The organism is Streptomyces sp. AgN23, assembly GCF_001598115.1.
In the GTDB taxonomy this organism is placed as follows: domain Bacteria; phylum Actinomycetota; class Actinomycetes; order Streptomycetales; family Streptomycetaceae; genus Streptomyces; species Streptomyces antimycoticus.
On the sequence record NZ_CP007153.1, the window covers coordinates 3,147,228 to 3,165,747 of the forward strand.

20 protein-coding genes are annotated in these 18,520 nt (G+C 72.1%); 7 read left to right on the plus strand and 13 right to left on the minus strand.

The features are described from left to right. Nucleotides 1-38: 38 nt before the first annotated feature. Complete coding sequence (locus AS97_RS13775) at nucleotides 39-686, minus strand: hypothetical protein (RefSeq protein ID WP_059144945.1); 648 nt, start codon at nucleotides 684-686, stop codon at nucleotides 39-41. Nucleotides 687-764: 78 nt separating this feature from the next. Between AS97_RS13775 and AS97_RS13780 the strand changes: the two genes are divergently transcribed. Continuing rightward, on the plus strand, nucleotides 765-1,307 hold the full coding sequence (locus AS97_RS13780; protein ID WP_125759769.1) for a DUF1697 domain-containing protein: 543 nt from the start codon (nucleotides 765-767) through the stop codon (nucleotides 1,305-1,307). 86 nt (nucleotides 1,308-1,393) lie between these two features. Here the strand turns inward: AS97_RS13780 and AS97_RS13785 are convergent, their stop codons facing one another. Further along, complete coding sequence (locus tag AS97_RS13785; RefSeq protein ID WP_059144947.1) at nucleotides 1,394-1,864, minus strand: type II toxin-antitoxin system PemK/MazF family toxin; 471 nt, start codon at nucleotides 1,862-1,864, stop codon at nucleotides 1,394-1,396. Between the two features lie 70 nt (nucleotides 1,865-1,934). On the opposite strand from AS97_RS13785, the gene AS97_RS13790 reads away from it, so the two are divergent. Then, nucleotides 1,935-3,158: an FUSC family protein gene (locus AS97_RS13790; protein WP_079059447.1), complete on the plus strand. Its 1,224-nt coding sequence runs from the start codon at nucleotides 1,935-1,937 to the stop codon at nucleotides 3,156-3,158. Between the two features lie 37 nt (nucleotides 3,159-3,195). On the opposite strand, the gene AS97_RS13795 is transcribed toward AS97_RS13790, so the two are convergent. After that, complete coding sequence (locus tag AS97_RS13795) at nucleotides 3,196-4,404, minus strand: ADP-ribosylglycohydrolase family protein (protein WP_059144949.1); 1,209 nt, start codon at nucleotides 4,402-4,404, stop codon at nucleotides 3,196-3,198. 155 nt (nucleotides 4,405-4,559) lie between these two features. Between AS97_RS13795 and AS97_RS13800 the strand changes: the two genes are divergently transcribed. Together AS97_RS13800 and AS97_RS13805 are read left to right on the plus strand one after the other, a co-directional pair. Then, nucleotides 4,560-4,865 (plus strand): DUF6343 family protein, encoded by a 306-nt coding sequence (locus tag AS97_RS13800; protein ID WP_185930022.1) that lies wholly within the window; start codon nucleotides 4,560-4,562, stop codon nucleotides 4,863-4,865. A 149-nt stretch (nucleotides 4,866-5,014) separates the two neighbouring features. Then, complete coding sequence (locus tag AS97_RS13805; RefSeq protein WP_059144951.1) at nucleotides 5,015-5,221, plus strand: hypothetical protein; 207 nt, start codon at nucleotides 5,015-5,017, stop codon at nucleotides 5,219-5,221. 253 nt (nucleotides 5,222-5,474) lie between these two features. Here AS97_RS13805 and AS97_RS13810 read toward each other — a convergent pair whose 3' ends face one another. The 3 genes from AS97_RS13810 to AS97_RS13820 all read right to left on the minus strand — a co-directional run bounded on the left by AS97_RS13810 (nucleotide 5,475) and on the right by AS97_RS13820 (nucleotide 7,632). Further along, nucleotides 5,475-5,843, minus strand: a complete 369-nt coding sequence (locus AS97_RS13810; RefSeq protein ID WP_210564969.1) for a tetratricopeptide repeat protein — start codon at nucleotides 5,841-5,843, stop codon at nucleotides 5,475-5,477. Nucleotides 5,844-6,040: 197 nt separating this feature from the next. Then, the gene (gene coaE / locus AS97_RS13815; RefSeq protein ID WP_210564970.1) at nucleotides 6,041-6,649 is read right to left on the minus strand and encodes a dephospho-CoA kinase; all 609 of its coding nucleotides are present in this window, start codon (nucleotides 6,647-6,649) and stop codon (nucleotides 6,041-6,043) included. Nucleotides 6,650-6,687: 38 nt separating this feature from the next. Further along, nucleotides 6,688-7,632, minus strand: coding sequence for a PAC2 family protein (locus AS97_RS13820; RefSeq protein WP_059144954.1), 945 nt, complete (start codon nucleotides 7,630-7,632; stop codon nucleotides 6,688-6,690). 287 nt (nucleotides 7,633-7,919) lie between these two features. On the opposite strand from AS97_RS13820, the gene AS97_RS13825 reads away from it, so the two are divergent. Then, nucleotides 7,920-8,381 carry a hypothetical protein gene (locus AS97_RS13825; protein WP_125759766.1) on the plus strand — a complete coding sequence of 154 codons (462 nt, stop codon included), beginning with the start codon at nucleotides 7,920-7,922 and terminating at the stop codon, nucleotides 8,379-8,381. Nucleotides 8,382-8,443: 62 nt separating this feature from the next. On the opposite strand, the gene rpsA is transcribed toward AS97_RS13825, so the two are convergent. Then, nucleotides 8,444-9,955 (minus strand): 30S ribosomal protein S1, encoded by a 1,512-nt coding sequence (rpsA, locus tag AS97_RS13830; protein ID WP_086711141.1) that lies wholly within the window; start codon nucleotides 9,953-9,955, stop codon nucleotides 8,444-8,446. 368 nt (nucleotides 9,956-10,323) lie between these two features. On the opposite strand from rpsA, the gene AS97_RS13835 reads away from it, so the two are divergent. Further along, on the plus strand, nucleotides 10,324-11,196 hold the full coding sequence (locus AS97_RS13835; RefSeq protein ID WP_125759765.1) for a class I SAM-dependent methyltransferase: 873 nt from the start codon (nucleotides 10,324-10,326) through the stop codon (nucleotides 11,194-11,196). Beyond that, complete coding sequence (hrpB, locus tag AS97_RS13840) at nucleotides 11,181-13,823, plus strand: ATP-dependent helicase HrpB (RefSeq protein WP_247204361.1); 2,643 nt, start codon at nucleotides 11,181-11,183, stop codon at nucleotides 13,821-13,823. Before AS97_RS13835 ends, hrpB begins: the two co-directional genes overlap by 16 nt. 197 nt (nucleotides 13,824-14,020) lie before the next feature. Here the strand turns inward: hrpB and AS97_RS13845 are convergent, their stop codons facing one another. The 6 genes from AS97_RS13845 to AS97_RS13870 form a co-directional block, all read right to left on the minus strand. Further along, the gene (locus tag AS97_RS13845; RefSeq protein ID WP_086710240.1) at nucleotides 14,021-14,398 is read right to left on the minus strand and encodes a hypothetical protein; all 378 of its coding nucleotides are present in this window, start codon (nucleotides 14,396-14,398) and stop codon (nucleotides 14,021-14,023) included. After that, nucleotides 14,395-14,613 carry a hypothetical protein gene (locus AS97_RS13850; RefSeq protein ID WP_043240610.1) on the minus strand — a complete coding sequence of 73 codons (219 nt, stop codon included), beginning with the start codon at nucleotides 14,611-14,613 and terminating at the stop codon, nucleotides 14,395-14,397. The genes AS97_RS13845 and AS97_RS13850 overlap by 4 nt, the downstream gene beginning before the upstream one ends. 104 nt (nucleotides 14,614-14,717) lie before the next feature. Beyond that, nucleotides 14,718-15,338 (minus strand): hypothetical protein, encoded by a 621-nt coding sequence (locus tag AS97_RS13855; protein WP_247204362.1) that lies wholly within the window; start codon nucleotides 15,336-15,338, stop codon nucleotides 14,718-14,720. A 2-nt stretch (nucleotides 15,339-15,340) separates the two neighbouring features. Then, nucleotides 15,341-16,342 (minus strand): DUF3068 domain-containing protein, encoded by a 1,002-nt coding sequence (locus tag AS97_RS13860; RefSeq protein ID WP_059144961.1) that lies wholly within the window; start codon nucleotides 16,340-16,342, stop codon nucleotides 15,341-15,343. 16 nt (nucleotides 16,343-16,358) lie between these two features. After that, nucleotides 16,359-16,493, minus strand: coding sequence for an SPW_0924 family protein (locus AS97_RS13865; protein WP_107119256.1), 135 nt, complete (start codon nucleotides 16,491-16,493; stop codon nucleotides 16,359-16,361). 188 nt (nucleotides 16,494-16,681) lie between these two features. Continuing rightward, nucleotides 16,682-18,454 carry a lytic transglycosylase domain-containing protein gene (locus AS97_RS13870; protein WP_210564974.1) on the minus strand — a complete coding sequence of 591 codons (1,773 nt, stop codon included), beginning with the start codon at nucleotides 18,452-18,454 and terminating at the stop codon, nucleotides 16,682-16,684. Between the last annotated feature and the right edge of the window lie 66 nt (nucleotides 18,455-18,520).

An 18,520-nucleotide genomic window follows, 5' to 3' on the forward strand; every position in this document is an offset into this window, starting at 1 on the left:
GACATGACGTCCCGCGCACCGCCCCGAGACGTACCCGGTTACGGCTCGGGGCGGTGCCAGGCCGGATGCCGGGGGTCGTCCATCCGCACCACCACGTCCGCCGCCTCACCTGGCCCCACCTCGTCCTCGTAGCGCGCGAAGGCCGGCAGGGTCCAGTGGTCGTCCTCCTGCGTGCGGCGGGCGAGGGCGGCCGGGGACAGCCGCAGATGCACCGACAGATCGAACGGGAACCAATGCCCCAGCAGCAGCGCGCCGTGCAGCAGCAGCACCCCGCCCCGCGGAAGTTCGGCGTACGGGCTGCGCGTGGCCCGGTCGGTCACCGGATCCCACAGGTCGGGCAGCACCCGCCCGGTGCCGCCCGCCCCCGGGTCCAGCGGATCGAAGACCTCCCGCCACAGGGCACCGGTGTCCAGCCAGCGGTCGTAGTACGCGTCGGGGTCCCGCTTCCCGTACTCGTAGCGCAGCGAGGCGGGCCGCCAGAACCCCGCCGCCCCCACCACCAGCACCGGACGCCCCCGGATCCGCAGCGCCTCCGACAGGTCCCGCGCCAGTTCGGCGGTGGGCGCCGCCGGAGCCCCGTCGACGGCCACTCTCAGCCAGGGGCCGCCGTCCGCCGCCGTCAGCCCGGCGATGCGGTCGGCGGTCGCGTCGGTCAGCCGTTCCCAGGTGATCGCTTCGAGCCGCACGCCCCCATCATGCCGTGGGCTTCCCTGCCCGGGCCGCGGGGGCCCGGCTCCGCGGCCCGGGAGCGGTACTCTCCGGCCATGGCATTTCAGATAGCGCTGCTGCGCGGCATCAATGTGGGCGGGAAAGGGAAGTTCCCCATGGCCCGGCAGCGTGAGCTGATGGCCGAGCTGGGCTTCAAGGACGTCACCGTCCACCTCCAGACCGGCAATATCGTCTTCGCCGACCCCGGCACCCCGCCCGAGCGGACGGCCCGCACCCTCGAGGACGGCTTCGCCGCCGACCTCGGCTTTCCCGTGCCGGTCATGGTCCGTACGCGCGATGAGCTGGCCGCGGCGATCGAGGCCAACCCCTATCCGGAGGCCGCGGCCGAGCCCAAGACCCTCCATGTGGTCTTCCTGGCGGACATGCCCACGGACACGGCCGCGCTGGACGCGGTGGATCCGGCCGCCTACGCCCCGGACGAATTCCGCCTCATCGGCCGCGAGATCTTCCTGCGCTGCCCGGACGGGATCGGCCGCTCCAAGCTGGCGGCGAAGGTCACCAACGCCCGGCTCGGCGTGCCGGCCACCGCCCGCAACTGGAACACGGTCACCAAGCTGCTGGCGCTGGCCGACGCCTGAGACGTCTCCTCGACGGTCGAGAAACGCCCCTCAACCCCGAAGCACGCTCCTCAATCCCGAGGCGACATCCCCGGTGTGAGGCTTTCTCAGCTCCAGCCGTACCGCTGCCGCAGCCGCATCACGACCAGGTCGAAGCGCGGCCGGTCCAGTGCGCACGCCTCGCGCCGCATCCCGTCCGGGTGCACCCGCAGCACCCGGTCCAGATCGACCCACGAGTCCCGCCCGGCCCGGTCCCAGGGCCCGGAGCCGATCGGCACCCACTCGCGGTCGGCGTCATGCCGCTTGCTCGAGAGCTGCACGGCGAGCAGCGTCCCGCCCCGCTCCCGCGCGACCACCAGCACCGGCCGGTCCTTGCCGCGGCCGTCGTTCTCCTCGTACGGCACCCATGTCCAGACGATCTCCCCGGGGTCCGGGTCCCCGTCCGGATCGGGTGCGTACTCCGTCCGTACCCGCCCGACCTGGCGCGGATGAGCCTCGACGGTGGCGGCGGGACCGGTGCTTCCGGGAAGCGCCGCGCCGTCCTCCGTCCCCTGCGTTCCGTTGAATGGCCTGATCACGCGCGACACGTTAACCCGTACGCGGCGGCCGATGACATGGCGGCCCCCTCCGCGTGGAAGGGGCATGTACGTGCCTGATGTTCCCGACCCGGTGGCAGAGCTCGTCAAACGGCGCCACGATCCGGTCGTCGTCCAGACAGTGCGTTCCACGGCAGCCGCGACCATCGCGTACGTCGTCGCCCTCGAGCTCAGCAAGGAACCCGCCCCGCTCACCGCGCCGCTGACCGCCCTCCTCGTCGTCCAGGTCACCCTCTACGCGACCCTCACCAGAAGCCTGCGCAGGGTCGAGGCCGTGGTCGTGGGCGTCCTGATCGCCGTCGCCTTCAGCGTGCTGGTGGGGCTGACCTGGTGGAGCCTGTGCCTGATCATCCTCGCCGCCCAGACCGCCGGCTATCTCACGCGGGTGGGCGACTGGGTCCAGGAGGTGGCGATCAGCGCCATGCTGGTCCTGGGCGTGGCGCAGGTGACCACCTACGCCTGGGACCGGGTGCTCGAGACCCTCATCGGGGCCGGTGTCGGGATGGCCTTCAACTTCTTCCTCGCGCCTCCGGTGTGGGTCGAGACGGCCGGCAAGTCCATCGAGGACCTGGCCCGCCGGATGCGCCAGCTGATGCTGCACATCGGCCAGGAGCTGGGCAGCCAGATGGCCGTCGACCGCGCCGCCGCCCGTCTCTACGAGGCCCGGCGGCTCGACCACGACATCTCCCAGGTCGACGCCGCGCTCCGGCAGGCGGAGGACAGTGTGCGGCTCAACCCCCGCGTCAAGGAGGGCCTCCTCTACCGCGTGGTGCTCCGCACCGGCCTGGACACGCTGGAGATCTGCACCGTCATCCTGCGCGTGATGTCCCGCACCCTCACCGACCTCGCCAAGGCGCGGACGGAGGAGCCGCTCTTCCCCCCGGAGGTGGCGGAGGCCCTCAAGGACCTCTTCGTCCATCTCGCCGCCGCCGTCGAGAGCTTCGCCGTCCTGGTCACCACGCAGGTCAGCGCCAACGCCGAAGAAGCCGAATCCCGCCTCTCCAGCGAGCTTGCGAAGGCGCATGCCGGCCGCGACCGCAGCGCCGATCTCCTGCTGCGCCGCGTCCAGGAGCACCCTCGCCAGTGGCAGCTCCACGGTGCCCTGCTCGCGGAGATCGACCGCATCCTCGACGAACTCGACATGGAGCAGCGCTCCAAGCGCCTCATGGAAGAGCTCGACCGCAGCACCCGCGAGAAGCGCGAGCGCTTTCTCTTCCTCCACAAGATCCAGCGCTGGATCCGGCGCGACCGTAAGGACGGCTTCACGGCTGGCTGAGCGGGGTCCGGGGCCGCACCCCGGCTCCCGGGCGCGGTCAGCTGAGCGGGTAGCGGTCGCGCGGGAAGACCACGTCGTCGTAGGGCTCGTACAGCTCTACGGAGCGGTGGAACTCGAAGGCGAAGTCGTCGGCGAGTTCGGCGATCGTGCCGCGGCCCTCGGTCAGGGCCAGCCAGGACGGGGGAAGGCGGAGGTCGCCGTGGTGGGCGCCGAGGAGGTTGCCGCAGATCGAGCCGGTCGAGTCGCTGTCGCCCGAGTGGTTGACGGAGAGCAGAAGGGCCGCCTGGACGGGGGTGCGCGGGGGCGCCGGATCGTAGCTGATCTTGCCGCCGGGGCCGTAGAGGATCTGCTGGGCGGGGGTACGGGCCAGGGCGCTGTAGACCGCGATGGCCAGCGCCTCCTCGGCGACCCAGCCGCCGCCGAGCGATTCGGCCTTCTCGGCGGTCGGATCGCCCTCGGCCGCCAGGTCGACCGCCTTACGGAGGGCGGCGGTGGTCTCCTCGTGGCGGGGGTAGCGGGCGAGGAGTTCCAGGGCGCGCAGGGTGGCGCCTTCGAGGGACTCGCCGTCGAGCAGGCACGCGATCATGGCGGCCAGGGCGCCGGCCGCGTAGGAGCCGGTCGGATGGCCATGGGTGATCGTGGCGCAGCGGGCGGCGAGTTCGAAGCAGTCGCGGGGATCGAGCCCGGTGAGGCCGAACGGCGCCGAGCGCATCACGGTGCCGCAGCCCTTGGAGCCGGGGTTCACCGGGCCGGGGGTGCCGTCCAGGGGCGCCCGCGGGGCGGGGACATGCTGCGCGGTGAGACCGGAGAGGCAGGCGTTGCCGGGGGCGCGGCGGGCGTACAGCCAGGGCTGGGTGCGCAGCCAACCGGAGCGGACCAGGTCGCCGGTGCCCTCGGCGGGCGGCGGCCCGGGGTGGTTCTGGGTGTCCAGCCAGCGCAGATAGGCATGGCGGACGACGGCGGTCTCGGACCCTTCGACGCCCTTGGACGAGGATCTGGCGTGGGCCCGTATCAGGCCCTCCGCCGTGAAGAGCGTCATCTGGGTGTCATCGGTGACCCGGCCCACGACTCCGCTGCCGTCCGGGACGAGGGTGGTGATGCCCGTGCCGCCATAGGTCTCGCGGATCGACCGCAGGGAGAGGAACTCGATCGGATTGCCGAGGGCGTCCCCGATCGCCCCGCCCAGCAGGCAACCGCGGATACGGGCCCGCTTGGCGGCCGATTCGTCCCATGACTGGCGGATCACTGGCAGCTCCTCATCGTCCTGGTCCCATGCCGTCCCCTGTGGATGCCCACGACATGATCTCAGGTATCGGAGGGCGCCCTCCGGAGGTAGATTCGAGGAGGAACGAAGAGGGAGAAAATAGAAGAAAGCTTCCGAAAACGGGAGATACGATGCCCATGCCGACACGGCTGATCCGAACGGGTGACGAACCGGTACATGCGCGCAGCCCGCTGCGGATGCGGCTGGGGCTGGCCACGTGGGGGCTGCTCTGGACGCTCGGCGGCGCGGTGGCCTTCGCGATCGTGGGCCGACCGGGATGGGCGGCCGCGTGTGGGGTGCTCGCCGTCGTCACCCTGGTCGATCTGGTCCTGGTGATCCGGCACATCCGGCAGGGGCCGCACTATCAGCCCGGCCCGGATGTGCCGCCGTACGCACCGCTCGGCGAGCGCAGGCCCGGCCACGGACGGCGCCGGGCCCCGTAAGGCGTACACGGCATGGCCGCCGTAAGGCACGGCCGCCGTAAGGCATGCACGGCACTCCGGGGGTGACGGGATATCGACGGCCGGGAGCCCCGCATTCCGGGAGATACTGGCGAGTACCTGCTGGGTACCTGCCGCGACAGGGGGCCGTCATGGGGGTGCTGGCGATCGGCATCGCGCTCTGTGCGCTCGGGCTGATGCTCTCCGGAACCGGAGAGCCGTACGAGCGGCGGGAGGCGCGGCCGGGCCGGGAGGCCGATCCGTACGACCTCGTCCGGCACCGCGGCGTGGCGCTGGGGCTCGGCGGGGTGGTGCTGCTCGGCGCGGTGGTCCTCGGCGGGTTCGCCCTCTGGCGCTGACCGGGGGCAGGCCGCCTGGCGCTGACCGGGGGCGGGCCGCCTGGCCCTGACCTGGGGCAAGTCGCCTGGCGCTGACCTGGGGCAGGTCGCCTGGCGCTGACCTGGGACGGGCCGCCCACAGCGGCCCGGCATGGGCCGCCGGGTACGCGGGCGACAGTTCGCCCGGGCCTGCCGCGGACCGAAACCGGCGGAGGGGCGGAGTCCGGGCCCGGCAATCGCCGCGGCCCAGCCCACGCCCCGCCTGTCCGGTCCTTCAGTCCCGCTGGCCGAACCGGGCCGCCTCGACGAAGTCCGGGCGCGGATCGAGCGCCGCGGCCAGCCGGAAGTGGCGGGTGGCCTCGGCCGAGCGGTTGGCCCGCTCCAGGGTGCGGGCCAGGGCGAAGTGGGCGAACGCGTTGTCCGGCTCGCGCTCGATGACGAGCTGGAACTCCAGCTCCGCCGAGCGCAGCTGCGCCGCGAGGAAGAACGCGCGCGCCCGCAGCAGCCTGGCCGCAGTGTTCTCGGGGTGGGCGCTGATGACGGAGTCGAGCAGCTTTACGGCGCCCCGTGGGTCTCGGGCGGCGAGCAGTTGCTCCGCGGCGCGGTAGTCGATGACATGGGTCTCGGGCGTGGGCTCGGGCACAGCCGTTTCCTTCCCCGGGTACGTGCTCGGTGATGAGGCGGAGGATCGGGTGAGGGGATGGGATGAACCGTCACGGATGATCGTTCGCTACGAGGGGCACAACAATCACCCCGCACGCCGCATTCCCCGCCACGGGCGCGCGCACGCTCCGCGCCGCGCCCCGGCTCAGCCCCGCACGCTCCGCGCCGCGCCCCCGCTCAGCCCTCCGCGCCGGCCGCCCGCGCCACCAGATCCGCCCAGACCTTGGTGACCTGCGGCTCCAGCGCCTCGATCGGGCCATTGTTGTCGATCACGACATCGGCGATCGCCAGCCGGTCGGCGCGGGTGGCCTGCGCCGCCATCCGGGCCCGCGCCTCGTCCTCGGCCATGCCGCGCAGCCGTACCAGCCGGTCGAGCTGGGTCTCGGGCGTGGCGTCCACGACCATCACCAGGTCGTAGAGCGGGGCCAGCTTGTTCTCGGCCAGGAGCGGGACGTCATGGACCACGACGGCATCGGGGGCGGCCGCCGCCTGAAGCTCCGCGGAGCGGTCCCGGACCAGCGGGTGGATGATCGCGTTCAGCGCGCTCAGCCGCTCCGGGTCGTTGAAGACGATCGCGCCGAGCCCGGGACGGTCCAGATGGCCGTCGGCGGTCAGCACCTCGGGGCCGAATTCGGTGACGACGGCGGTCAGCCCCGGCGTTCCCGGCTCGACCACCTCGCGAGCGATCCGATCGGAGTCGATCAGCATTGCTCCCAATGAGGTCAGGATCCGTGAGACCTCGCTCTTGCCCGCGCCGATTCCGCCCGTGAGCCCCAGCTTCAGCATGGGGCCCACGCTATATGGCGCACCTGCGGGGTCCTCGCTCAGGCTCCACCCTCGCCCTCCCGCTCGGCCAGGAACCGCTCGAACTCCGCGGCCAGTTCGTCGGCCGAGGGCAGCTCGGCCGGCTCCGCGACCAGATTGCCGCGGCTCTCGGCCCCGGCCACCGCGTCGTACTGGTGCTCAAGGCCCCGTACGAGCGCGACCAGCTCCTCGTCCCCCTCCGAGATCTGCCGCTCGATCTCCTCCTGCGTCTTGAGGGCGTCGTTGCGCAGGGCGTGCGTGGGCCCCGGCAGGACCAGGCCGGTGGCCGCGGTGATGGCCTCCAGCGCGGTGAGCGCCGCGTCCGGATAGGCCGACCGGGCCAGATAGTGCGGCACATGCGCGGCGACGCCGAGCACATCGATGCCCGCCTCGGCCAGTCGGTACTCGATCAGGGATTCCGCGCTGCCGGGCACTTGGGCCTCGTCGAAGAAGCCGCGATGACCAGGCATCAGGTCGGTGCGGTTTCCATGCGGGGTGATGCCGACCGGCCGGGTGTGCGGAACGCCCATCGGGATGCCGTGGAAGTTCACCGCGAGCCGTACGCTCAGGCGCTCGACCATCTGCCGCACGGCCGCCGCGAACCGCTCCCACTCCACGTCCGGCTCCGGCCCGGCGAGCAGCAGGAACGGGGCCGCGGTCGCGTCGCGCACCAGATACAGCTCGAGCTTCGGGGTCTCGTACGCGGTCCAGCGGTCGCGCTGGAAGGTGAGCAGGGGGCGCCGGGCCCGGTAGTCGACCAGCCGGTCATGGTCGAAGCGCGCGACGACCTTGCGTGGCAGGCCGTCGAGCAGCCGCTCGACGATCTGGTCCCCCGTCTCGCCGGCGTCGATATAGCCGTCGAAGTGGTACAGCAGCACCAGCCCGGCCGAGTCCCGCGAGGCTATCGCGTCGACCTCCGCCAGCCCGCTCGGTTCCCATGCGTACAACTCCTGCGGATCTTGCACTGTGACCGCTCCTCCTTGTGTCCGTTCCGAAGAACACCGAACAAGGGCGGGGGCATTCCCCGGGCGGTATCCGCGATGGCCCGGCGGCCGTGAACCGCGTTGCGAAGGGGCCCACTTGGGCTAACGGGAGCGGCCCGAACTCGACGTCGGCGCATTTCGCGGGGTTGACGCGCATATGAGGCACGCCTATCTTCGCCAGCCGTCAGCGGTTCATCATGTCATCCGGCGTTCACTGACCAGAACCCAGCGTGTTCACCTCTGGCCACGGCACAGGAAGGCAGCCTCCTATGCACTCCCCCGGCCGCACTCCCGCTCGATTACGCACCTTCGTCACCGCCTCCGCCGCCGGACTGATCGCCGCCGGTGGGCTGATCGCGGCCGGCACGACCGCGCGGGAGGCCCCCGCCGCCACCGCCGTCCCGATCTCCGTGAACGACGCGGACGGGCTCAGGAAGGCCCTCGCCAGGGCCCGGCCCGGCGATACGATCCGGCTCGCCGACGGCAGGTATCGCGGCAGCTTCGAGATCACCGCCTCCGGCACCTCCGGCTCGCGGATCACCCTCACCGGCTCGCCGAAGGCGGTGCTCACCGCGAGCGGCGGCTATGGGCTACGGCTGAACGGCGCCTCGTACTGGACCGTCAGGGGGATCACGGTCCGCGGCGGCCGGGAGGGCATCAGGATCGACGCCGCCCGGAACGTGACCGTGGACTCCGTTTCGGTCAGTGTGCGGCGACCCGGACATACGTAAGGCCCGCTCCCCAGGGGGAGCGGGCCTTACCCATTCAGCTGGTGCCGACTAGCGGCCGGTGATCAGCTCTGGCCGCCGGCCAGCTTCTCGCGAAGCGCGGCCAGCGCCTCGTCCGAGGCCAGGGCGCCGGAGTTGTCGGCCGACTCCGAGGAGTACGAACCGCCGCCGCCGCCGGACGTCTGCCCGCCGGGCGCCGGAGCGGCACCGCTGCCCGCCTCGGCAGCGGCCTGCTCGTCGGCCTCGCGGGACTTGATGACCTGAGCCTGGTGCTGCTCGAACCGCTGCTGCGCCTCGGCGTACTGGGTCTCCCACGCCTCCCGCTGGGTCTCGAAGCCCTCGAGCCAGTCGTTGGTCTCGGGGTCGAAGCCCTCGGGGTAGATGTAGTTGCCCTGGTCGTCGTAGGACGCGGCCATGCCGTACAGGGTCGGGTCGAACTCGACCACGGACGGGTCGGCACCGAACGCCTCGTTGGCCTGCTTCAGCGAGAGGCTGATGCGGCGGCGCTCGAGGTCGATGTCGATGACCTTGACGAAGATCTCGTCGTTGACCTGGACGACCTGCTCCGGGATCTCCACGTGGCGCTCGGCCAGCTCGGAGATGTGGACCAGACCCTCGATGCCCTCGTCCACGCGGACGAACGCACCGAACGGAACAAGCTTGGTGACCTTACCCGGGACGACCTGGCCGATCTGGTGGGTCCGGGCGAACTGCTGCCACGGGTCTTCCTGGGTCGCCTTGAGCGACAGGGAGACGCGCTCGCGGTCCATGTCGACGTCCAGGACCTCGACCGTGACCTCCTGGCCGACCTCGACAACCTCGGAGGGGTGGTCGATGTGCTTCCAGGACAGCTCCGAGACGTGGACGAGACCGTCGACGCCGCCGAGGTCCACGAACGCACCGAAGTTGACGATGGAGGAGACGACGCCGGAGCGCACCTGCCCCTTCTGGAGGGTGGTGAGGAAGGTCTGGCGGACCTCGCTCTGGGTCTGCTCCAGCCAGGCGCGGCGGGACAGGACCACGTTGTTGCGGTTCTTGTCGAGCTCGATGATCTTCGCCTCGAGCTCCTTGCCCACGTAGGGCTGGAGGTCGCGAACGCGGCGCATCTCCACCAGGGAGGCGGGAAGGAAGCCACGGAGGCCGATGTCGAGGATGAGACCACCCTTGACGACCTCGATGACGGTACCGGTGACGATCCCGTCCTCTTCCTTGATCTTCTCGATGGTGCCCCAAGCGCGCTCGTACTGCGCGCGCTTCTTCGAGAGGATCAGCCGGCCTTCCTTGTCCTCCTTCTGGAGGACCAGGGCCTCGATCTCATCGCCGACGGCGACGACCTCATTGGGGTCGACGTCGTGCTTGATCGACAGTTCGCGGGAGGGAATGACGCCTTCGGTCTTGTAACCAATGTCGAGCAGGACCTCGTCCCGGTCGACCTTCACGATGACGCCGTCGACGATGTCGCCGTCGTTGAAGTACTTGATCGTCTCGTCGATCGCGGCGAGGAAGGCTTCCTCGGAACCGATGTCGTTTACCGCCACCTGCGGGGTGGTGCGGGTTGCCTCGGTGCTGCTCGTCATGTGGAAAAGGGCTCCGGTACGGACATGAAGTCGTAGGTACTGCTACGCCGGGGGCCCTTATCGCACTGCCGAAGCCGGACAGCCTTGGAGGCACCGAATCTTTCCGATTTCGAATGATCGAAAAGCCCATGTACCTCGACAACCGAGGGGACATACAACAGATGCGAGTGCGGCCTGCTCGGTCCGAGGCGCACAGGCCCGCAACGCAACTTGTAGCATACGGGGGCAGCCGGGCATGGTCAATGCACGAAGAGCACACGTGGGGATTAACTCCCCGAACCCGGCAAATTGCATGGTCCGTACTGCGACGCGGTCTTCACCGTGCCCCGCAGCCACAGGTCGATACAGAGAGTACGACGACGCGCGCGATGCTCCAAGAACACGAGCCCGGCACCCCTGCGGAGGGGGCCGAGCCGACAGCCACCCGCCGGACCGCCGACGAGGCGGAGAGCAGCCGGGCCAGCCGGGGATGGTGGGACCGCAACGCGGACGAGTACCAGGAAGAACACGGCGCCTTCCTGGGCGACGACCGGTTCATATGGGGCCCGGAGGGGCTGGACGAGGCGGACGCCGGGCTGCTGGGCCCGGTGGAGGCGCTCAAGGGGCGCGATGTGCTGGAGGTGGGCGCGGGCGCCGCACAGTGCGCCCGCTGGCTGGCCGCCCAGGGGGCGCGGCCGGTGGCCCTGGACCTCTCCCACCGGCAGCTGCGGCACGCGCGGCGGATCGACGCGGAGGCCGCCGCCGGGGGCGGCGACGGCGCGGGCGAGCGGGCCGGGGTCGCGCTGGTGCAGGCCGACGCCACGGCCCTGCCCTTCCGGGACGGCTCGTTCGACCTGGCGTGCTCGGCGTACGGGGCGGTGCCGTTCGTGGCCGAGCCGGTACGGGTGATGCGCGAGGTGCGCCGGGTGCTGCGGCCGGGCGGGCGGTGGGTCTTCTCGGTGACGCATCCGATCCGCTGGGCGTTTCCCGACGAACCGGGTCCCGAGGGGCTGTCCGTCGCCGGCTCCTACTTCGACCGCACGCCCTATGTGGAGCAGGACGAGTCGGGCCGGGCCGTCTACGTGGAGCACCACCGGACGCTGGGCGACCGGGTGCGGGACGTGGTGGCCGGGGGCTTCCGGCTGGTCGACCTGATCGAACCGGAATGGCCCGCGTGGAACCACCAGGAGTGGGGCGGCTGGTCCCCCCTGCGGGGGAACCTCATCCCGGGCACGGCGATCTTCGTATGCGAGCGGGACTGAGCGGGATCGGGGCAGAGCCGTTGACCACTCCTGGGGACCCGCGCGCCGAGGCCCTCGACCGCCTTCCCGTGCGCGAGGCCGTGCCGGCGCTGCTGCGCGCGCTCGACGACCGCGGGGTCGCCGTGCTGTGCGCGCCCCCGGGGACCGGTAAGACGACGCTGGTGCCACTGGTCCTCGCCGGGCTGGTGGGCGGCGGACCGGTGCGGCGGGTGCTGGTCGCCGAGCCGCGGCGGATCGCGGCACGGGCCGCCGCGCGGCGGATGGCGTGGCTGCTGGGCGAGCGGCCGGGCGGGAAGGTCGGCTTCACCGTGCGCGGGGAGCGGCAGGCCGGCCGGGGGACCGTGGTCGAGGTGGTCACCACCGGCGTGCTGCTGCAACGGCTGCAACGCGACCAGGAGCTGGCCGGGGTCGACGTGGTCGTCCTCGACGAATGCCATGAGCGCCATCTGGACGCGGACACGGCCGCCGCCTTCCTGCTGGACGTCCGGGCCGCCCTGCGCCCCGACCTCCGGCTGATCGCCGCCTCGGCGACCACGGACGCGGAGGGCTGGGCGCGGCTGCTCGGCGACGGCGGGACGGACGGTGGGGAAGGGGCGACGGACGGCGGGGGCGGCTCTGAGGGGCCCGCGCCGGTCGTCTCGGCACCGGGTGTGTCCCATCCGGTGGAGGTGGTGTGGACGCCGCCCGAGCGCCCCGTAAGGCCGCCGCACGGGATGCGCGTCGACCCCGCCCTGCTGGACCATGTCGCGGCCGTGGTGCGGCGGGCGCTGCGCGAGCGGGAGGGCGATGTGCTGTGCTTCCTGCCGGGCGTGGGCGAGATCGCCCGGGTGGCCGGGAAGCTGGGCGGGCTCGCCGAGACGGAGGTCCTGCAGGTGCACGGGCGGGCGCCGGCCGCCGTACAGGAGGCGGTGCTGGCCGGTGCGGACGGCGGACGGCGGCGGGTGGTGCTGGCCACCTCGGTCGCCGAGTCGAGCCTGACCGTGCCGGGCGTGAGGGTCGTCGTGGACTGCGGGCTGGCGCGTGAGCCCCGGATGGACCACGCACGCGGGCTGAGCGCGCTGACGACCGTAAGGGCGTCACGGGCGGCAGCCCGGCAGCGCGCGGGCCGTGCGGGGCGTGAGGCGCCCGGGGTGGTCTACCGCTGCTGGCCCGAGGCGGAGGACGCCCGGCTGCCGCGTTTCCCGTCCCCGGAGATCGCCGGCGCGGACCTTACGGCCTTCGCGCTGCAGACGGCGTGCTGGGGCGATCCGGACGCCTCGGGGCTGGCCCTGCTCGATCCGCCGCCCACCGGGGCGATGACGGCCGCCCGCGAGACGCTGACCGCGATCGGCGCCGTGGACGCCGCCGGACGGGCCACCGAGCGCGGCACCCGGATGGCCCGCCTCGGCCTCCACCCCCGCCTGGCGCGGGCGCTCATCGACGGCGCGAAGGAGGTCGGCGCACGCCGGGCCGCCGAGGTGGTGGCCCTGCTGAGCGAGGAGCCCCCGAGGGAGTACGGCGACGACCTCGCCGCCGCCTGGCGCACCGCCCGCCACGGCGGCGACCCCTACGCCGCCCGCTGGCGCCAGGAGGCCCGGCGACTCGAACAGGCCCTCACCGGCACGGGCGACGCGCGACCCGATGGCGCACGTGGCGCGCAGCGGGCGGCGCGCGGCGATGACGCCGTGGCGGGGCTGCTGGCCGCGCTGGCGTTCCCGGAGCGGGTGGCCCGGCGGCGCGGCGAGCGGGCGTACCTCATGGCCGCCGGGACGGGCGCGGAACTGAGCGAGGGCTCGCGGCTGGGCGGGGCGCCGTGGCTCGCGGTGGCCGTCGCGGACCGGCCGGTGACCGCCGCGTCGGCGCGGGTGCGGCTCGCGGCCGTGACCGACGAGGACACCGCCCGGGCGGCGGCCGCGGCCCTGGCCTCGGAGGGTGCGGAGGTGCGCTGGGCCGACGGGGACGTCGTGGCGCGCCGGGTGGCCCGGCTCGGCGCGATCGAGCTGGTGTCCCGGCCGCTGGCCAAGCCCGATCCGGAGCTGGTGCGGCAGGCGCTGCTGGAGGGGCTGCGCCGCGAGGGGACGGGGCTGCTGCGCTGGTCGGCGCAGGCCACGGCGATCCGGCAGCGGATGGCGTTTCTCCACCGGGAGCTGGGCGGGGCCTGGCCGGATGTCTCCGACGGGGCGCTGCTGGACCGCGCGGACGACTGGCTCGGCGTGGAGCTGGCGCGGGCCCGCGGGCGGGCCGATCTGGGGCGGGTGGACGCGGGAGGGGCGCTGGCCCGGCTGATGCCGTGGGCCACGGGCGAGGCCGCGCGGTTCGAGGAGCTGGCTCCGGAGCGGATCGAGGTGCCGAGCGGCTCGCGGGTGCGGGTGGACTACGGCGCGGACCGGCCCGTGCTGGCGGTGAAGCTGCAGGAGCTGTTCGGCTGGCAGGAGGCGCCCCGGATCGCGGGCGGGCGGGTGCCGCTGCTGGTGCATCTGCTGTCCCCGGCGGGGCGTCCGGCCGCGGTCACCGCCGATCTGGCGTCGTTCTGGAAGGACGGCTACCGCTCGGTGCGGGCCGAGCTGCGCGGCCGGTACCCCAAGCATCCGTGGCCGGAGGATCCATCGACGGCCGAGCCGACCCGGCGGACCAACACCCGCCGCTGAGCCCCGCCGCCGCTGAGCCCGCCCAGCGCCCGCCACGGAACCCGCGGCGCTGAGCCCGCCATCGGCCCGCCCGCTCAGCCCACGGCCGGCGGGGACCGCTCAGCGGGCCGCATCAGGCATCAGCGGACCCCATCGGGCATCAACGGGCCGCGTCGGACATCAGCCGACCCCCTCGGGCATCGGGGCCGCGTCGGCCGTCAGTCGGCCCAGTCGCGCAGCCGACGCGCGGTCTCGCCGAGCCGGAATCCGCCGATCTCCCGTATCTCCCGGACGAGCTTGACCATGCCGCCCGGCGGCGGCGTGATCGGCTCTCCCGACTCCTCCATGTACATCCGCGCGCAGGCCGCGCCGATCGTGGCGTTGTAGTCGGAGAACGGCTCGAGGATCAGTGAGGTGTGCAGAAAGGTCGCGGCGCGGGCGGCGGCCTCCTCGTAATAGGGCTCGCCCGAGAATCGCTCATAGCGGTGGCGTTCGGTCATGCAGTGCAGCGCACCCCAGTCCCGGACCGGGGTGTTCACCGGGGAGACCTCGACCTGGACGTTCAGTACCCAACCGGCGTCGACATACAGGATCACCGCATGCCGTGCGGGAACTCCCGCTCGAACTCGGGCTTGTACTCCAGGGCGAACTTCACGGCGCCCTCGACGAAACGCTGCTTCTGACGCCGCCGGACCACGTCCTCGGTCAGTATGTCGTGCGCCAGGCGCTTGATCGCGACGCCCTTCTCCCTCGCCTCGGCACGCAGCTCGGCCAGCTCCTGCTCGGTGAACTCAATCGTGATGCCAGGCATGGGCGGCATGCTAGCCACGCTCTCGCCCTGATCACTACCGGCTTGGCCACCACGAGCGAATCGCGGGGACGCAGGTTGACGCGGCGACGCGACGGCCGCGCCGCTCAGCACTCCAGCCTCAGGGCGAACTGCTCCCCCGTCGGGAACGGTTCGTCCACGGGGTGTGGCCCGACCCATATGAGCGCCTGCTCGAAGGTCATATACGAGCCGTTGTCGGCACACTGGCCGACCACCACCGCATTGCCGCCGCAGCGCCACGCGGCGTAGTTCCACGGGTGGTCGCCCTTCTCGTCCCGCACGACGGTCTCCGGCTCGCCCAGCCGCTCGCCGAAGGCGTCCACGGCGGCGCGCCACCGGTCGTCGAAGACGGAGCGGCCGGCGTCGCGGTGGAAGACCCATGCGGGGTCCTCGCAGTGGTACTCGGCGAGCCAGTCGACATTGCCGCTGAGCCCGTCGGCCTGCAACTCCGCGTCGAAGTCGTCCGGCTCGTAGTAGTAGCAGAACGGGATCAGGCATTCGGTGTCCGCGTCATCGGGCCCGCCGAACCACTCCGGGCGCACATAGTGCCCGGTGTTGGTGGCATGGGAGGACATGTGGGAGCGGTCGGGCACCCAGCCGAAGCGCGCGGCGGCGGCCGCCGTGGCGCCCGGCGCCCATTCCAGGTACGCCAATTCGACGATGTGGCCGACGAGTTCGGGCCCGGGGACGCAGCTGTTCACTGGCATGGTCATACGCTATGGCCCGCCACTGACATCGGGGTCGGCGCCGCCGGGGCCGCCGGCGGGCGCGCCGCGCGCCCGCGGGCCTCCAGCAGCAGGGCGAGCGCGAGCAGGGCCAGGCCGAGGATCAGAAAGCCCCACGGCAGATAGGCCGTGAGCAGCAGGACCAGCTGGCGCTGGGACTTCACCATGTCGACCGTGTGCCGGATGTAGTCCTCGCGCATCTTCACATGGCCGGAGAAGACGGTCACCCGGTCGCGGTCGCCCAGCAGCGTGCCACCGCGCAGCTCCTCCTTGTGGATCTCCTGCCCGTTGACCGGGGCGCCGGTAGTGGGCTCGACCCAGAACATCCGCTTGGTGCTGTACCAGCGGGAGGTGCCGGCCTTCCGGACGGTCTCGGGGGTGACGCCCTCGACCGGCATGGTCTTGGGCAGCGCCACCTTGGTCCAGGGGATGGTCTGTTCGAAGTAGTAGACCTTCAGGCCGCGGAAGTTCTGGGTGCCCTTGTAGTGGATGGGGGCGGAGGTGCGGGTCTGGGCGTCGAAGTAGCGGTAGTCGCGCTTCTCGGTGAGGAACGGCCATTTGAACTCGATGCCGTCGCGGCGCACAGCGTCCCCGTCGACATGTTCCCCGGCCGCGTGCACCGGGTCCTGGGAGTGGGCGTCGAAGACATAGCGCTCGGGGATCTTGGAGACCATTTTGCCGTCGGGCCCGGCCACATAGGACAGGGCGTCCCAGACGACGACATCCCGCCCGGTCGCCTTCCCGGTCTTCTCGGCGGCGGGCACATTGCCGCGCAGGGTCTGCACGATGCTGACCTTGGAGACCTCGCGGGGCCGCATGGTGCCGTAGTCGAGCAGGGTGGCCGGACTGGCCTCCAGGACCGCCGTCTGGTACTCACTGGGCGGGATCTTGGCCAGCCGGGGATACGCGTACCAGCGCAGCAGCGGCGCGAGAGCGGCGAAGAAGACGGCGAAGGCCAGCAGCACCAGGCTTGCTCTGCGGCGCATGGCGGATGTCCCTCCCTCAGGGGTGCTTGGGGACGGTGGTGAGCAGGGGTTCCGGGGAGGTCTTACCGCTGGGCGCGCCGATGGCCGTCATCGTGAGGACGATGGCGAGGGCGGCGGCGAGTCCGATCGCGGCGGCGGCGAGGGCGCGCATACGGGCCTCCTCGTGGTCCGGTACGAGGCGCTGCCTGACGGTTCGTCAGAGGTGGGGCACCGTAGCAACGGGGGCCGCAGATGAGAACACGAAGGCGCAAAAGCGTCGCGCCGCCCCTGGCCCGGTGGGGGCTCAGGGGCGGCGCGAGGAACCGCGTGATCCGCGGCGGTGTTCGACTGCCGGGCGGCTTACGAGGCGGGGGCCTGGGCCTGGGTGACCGTCAGCTCGATGTCCAGGACGGCGCCGCCTTCGGCGGTGAGGCGGAGCAGGAAGGTGCCCGCGTGGTCATCGGTGAGGATCTTCGGCAGGGTGAGCTGCCCGAGGGCGTTGGTCTTCAGGGCGGTCAGGGTGCGCACCGGCTTGCCCTTGTCGTCCAGGAAGTAGGGCCCCTTGTCGTTGAGCTCGGGGTCCTTCGCCGAGGTGATCATGGTGGCGGTCACCGGCACATCCGCCGTGGCCTTGCCCTTGCTGGTGGCCGTGACGGCGAGCGCGTCGGCGAAGGAGGCGCCGGCCTGGGCCGTGAGCTCCTTGTCGTCGAGGCGGGCCAGCGCATCGGCCTGCGGTACGGGACGGGCCTTGACGGCCGCGGCGAACTCGACCGGCGCCGCCTCCCGCTCCACGGCGGTGGCGCGCACCGTGAAGGTGCCGGTCTTCTCGCCCGCGAGCAGCTTCGGCGCGGTGGCGGTGCCGTCGATGCCGGTCAGCATGGTGGCGGACTTGACGAGGCCGAGGAAGCGCGCGTCGGTCTCACCGAGGATCTCGTACCTCACCCGCGCACCGGCCACCGGCTTGCCCGCGGCGTCCACGGCCTTGACGCGCGGCGACTGGGCGAACTCGGTGCCCGCGATGGCGGACAGCTCCTTCGCGCCGACCGTGGTGAGCTTGCTGGTGCCGCTCGGGGTGGACGGCGGAGTGGTCGGGGGCTTGGGGGTCGGGGTCCCTGTGCCGGGGGTCCCGCCGTGCTCGCCGGCCGGAGGGGTCGGGGTGGAGGTGTCGGTCTCGTCGTCGGGCTTGGGCAGGGTGTGGGCATTCTCCGGGCCCTTCCCGGGGGCCTTGCCGTTTCCACCGCCCTTGTCCGAGTCCTTGCCCTTGTCGCCCGAGCCCGAGCCCGAGCCGCCGGAGCCGTCCCCCGAGGGCAGCACGCCGGTGCCGTCGGGGACCTCGTGGGTGCCGCGCTTGTAGTACTCGAACCACGACAGGACGGTGTTCAGATACTCCTGCGAGTGGTTGTAGCCGAGGATCGCGCGGTCCAGATCGGCCTTGACGGACAGATCGCGGCCGTTCGCGCAGAGGTAGTTGCCCGCGGCGAGGGCGGCGTCATAGACGTTGTTGGGGTCCTTCTCGCCGTCGCCATTGCCGTCCCGCCCCCAGTTGGCCCAGGTGGACGGGATGAACTGCATCGGGCCGACCGCGCGGTCATGCGTACTGTCGCCGTCGTAGGCACCGCCGTCGGTGTCCTTGATCAGGGCGAAGCCGTCGCCATTGAGGACCGGGCCGAGGATGGGGGAGACGGTGGTGCCGTCGGCCTCCACATTGCCGCCGCGGGCCTGGCCGGACTCGACCTTGCCGATCGCGGCGAGCAGCTGCCAGGGCAGATTGCAGCCGGGGTTGGACTCCCTCAGGGCCGCCTCCGCCTTCTTGTAGGCGTCCAGCACGCTGGCGGGTATGCCCGCCTCGGGCTTGGTGTTGCCACTCCCGGGGAGCCCGGGCAGATCGATCGAGGAGCCCGGCTTGTCCGGGGTGACCAGCGGTGGCAGATCGGTGTGGTACGACGAACCACCGTCGATGGGGGTGTCTTCGGGCGCCGGTGCCTCCCCCGCCCGCTGCTCCCGGTGCCGGTCGCCCTGGTCGGAGTCGGCGAAGCCGGGTGCCTGAGACGCGGTGAGGGCGGCCATCGCAGCCGCCGCCACCGCTGTCGTGGCGGCCCCCTTGCGCAGTCGTCGGCCGATTAGCGGTGCCATCCGTGTGTCCCTCCCGTCGAACACAGTGCGCTCCCCCAGCGCGTCAACTCTGGTGACACTACGACA

Bases quoted from the DNA above. Each gene is read 5' to 3' on its own strand.
- coaE (WP_210564970.1), bottom strand. From the start codon at position 6,649: ATGCTGAAGCTGGGGCTCACGGGCGGAATCGGCGCGGGCAAGAGCGAG.
- AS97_RS13855 (WP_247204362.1), bottom strand. From the start codon at position 15,338: ATGCCAGTGAACAGCTGCGTCCCCGGGCCCGAACTCGTCGGCCACATC.
- AS97_RS13805 (WP_059144951.1), top strand. From the start codon at position 5,015: ATGGGGGTGCTGGCGATCGGCATCGCGCTCTGTGCGCTCGGGCTGATG.
- AS97_RS13800 (WP_185930022.1), top strand. From the start codon at position 4,560: ATGCCGACACGGCTGATCCGAACGGGTGACGAACCGGTACATGCGCGC.
- AS97_RS13865 (WP_107119256.1), bottom strand. From the start codon at position 16,493: ATGCGCGCCCTCGCCGCCGCCGCGATCGGACTCGCCGCCGCCCTCGCC.
- AS97_RS13870 (WP_210564974.1), bottom strand. From the start codon at position 18,454: ATGGCACCGCTAATCGGCCGACGACTGCGCAAGGGGGCCGCCACGACA.
- AS97_RS13850 (WP_043240610.1), bottom strand. From the start codon at position 14,613: ATGCCTGGCATCACGATTGAGTTCACCGAGCAGGAGCTGGCCGAGCTG.
- AS97_RS13835 (WP_125759765.1), top strand. From the start codon at position 10,324: ATGCTCCAAGAACACGAGCCCGGCACCCCTGCGGAGGGGGCCGAGCCG.
- hrpB (WP_247204361.1), top strand. From the start codon at position 11,181: ATGCGAGCGGGACTGAGCGGGATCGGGGCAGAGCCGTTGACCACTCCT.
- AS97_RS13825 (WP_125759766.1), top strand. From the start codon at position 7,920: ATGCACTCCCCCGGCCGCACTCCCGCTCGATTACGCACCTTCGTCACC.
- rpsA (WP_086711141.1), bottom strand. From the start codon at position 9,955: ATGACGAGCAGCACCGAGGCAACCCGCACCACCCCGCAGGTGGCGGTA.
- AS97_RS13860 (WP_059144961.1), bottom strand. From the start codon at position 16,342: ATGCGCCGCAGAGCAAGCCTGGTGCTGCTGGCCTTCGCCGTCTTCTTC.
- AS97_RS13780 (WP_125759769.1), top strand. From the start codon at position 765: ATGGCATTTCAGATAGCGCTGCTGCGCGGCATCAATGTGGGCGGGAAA.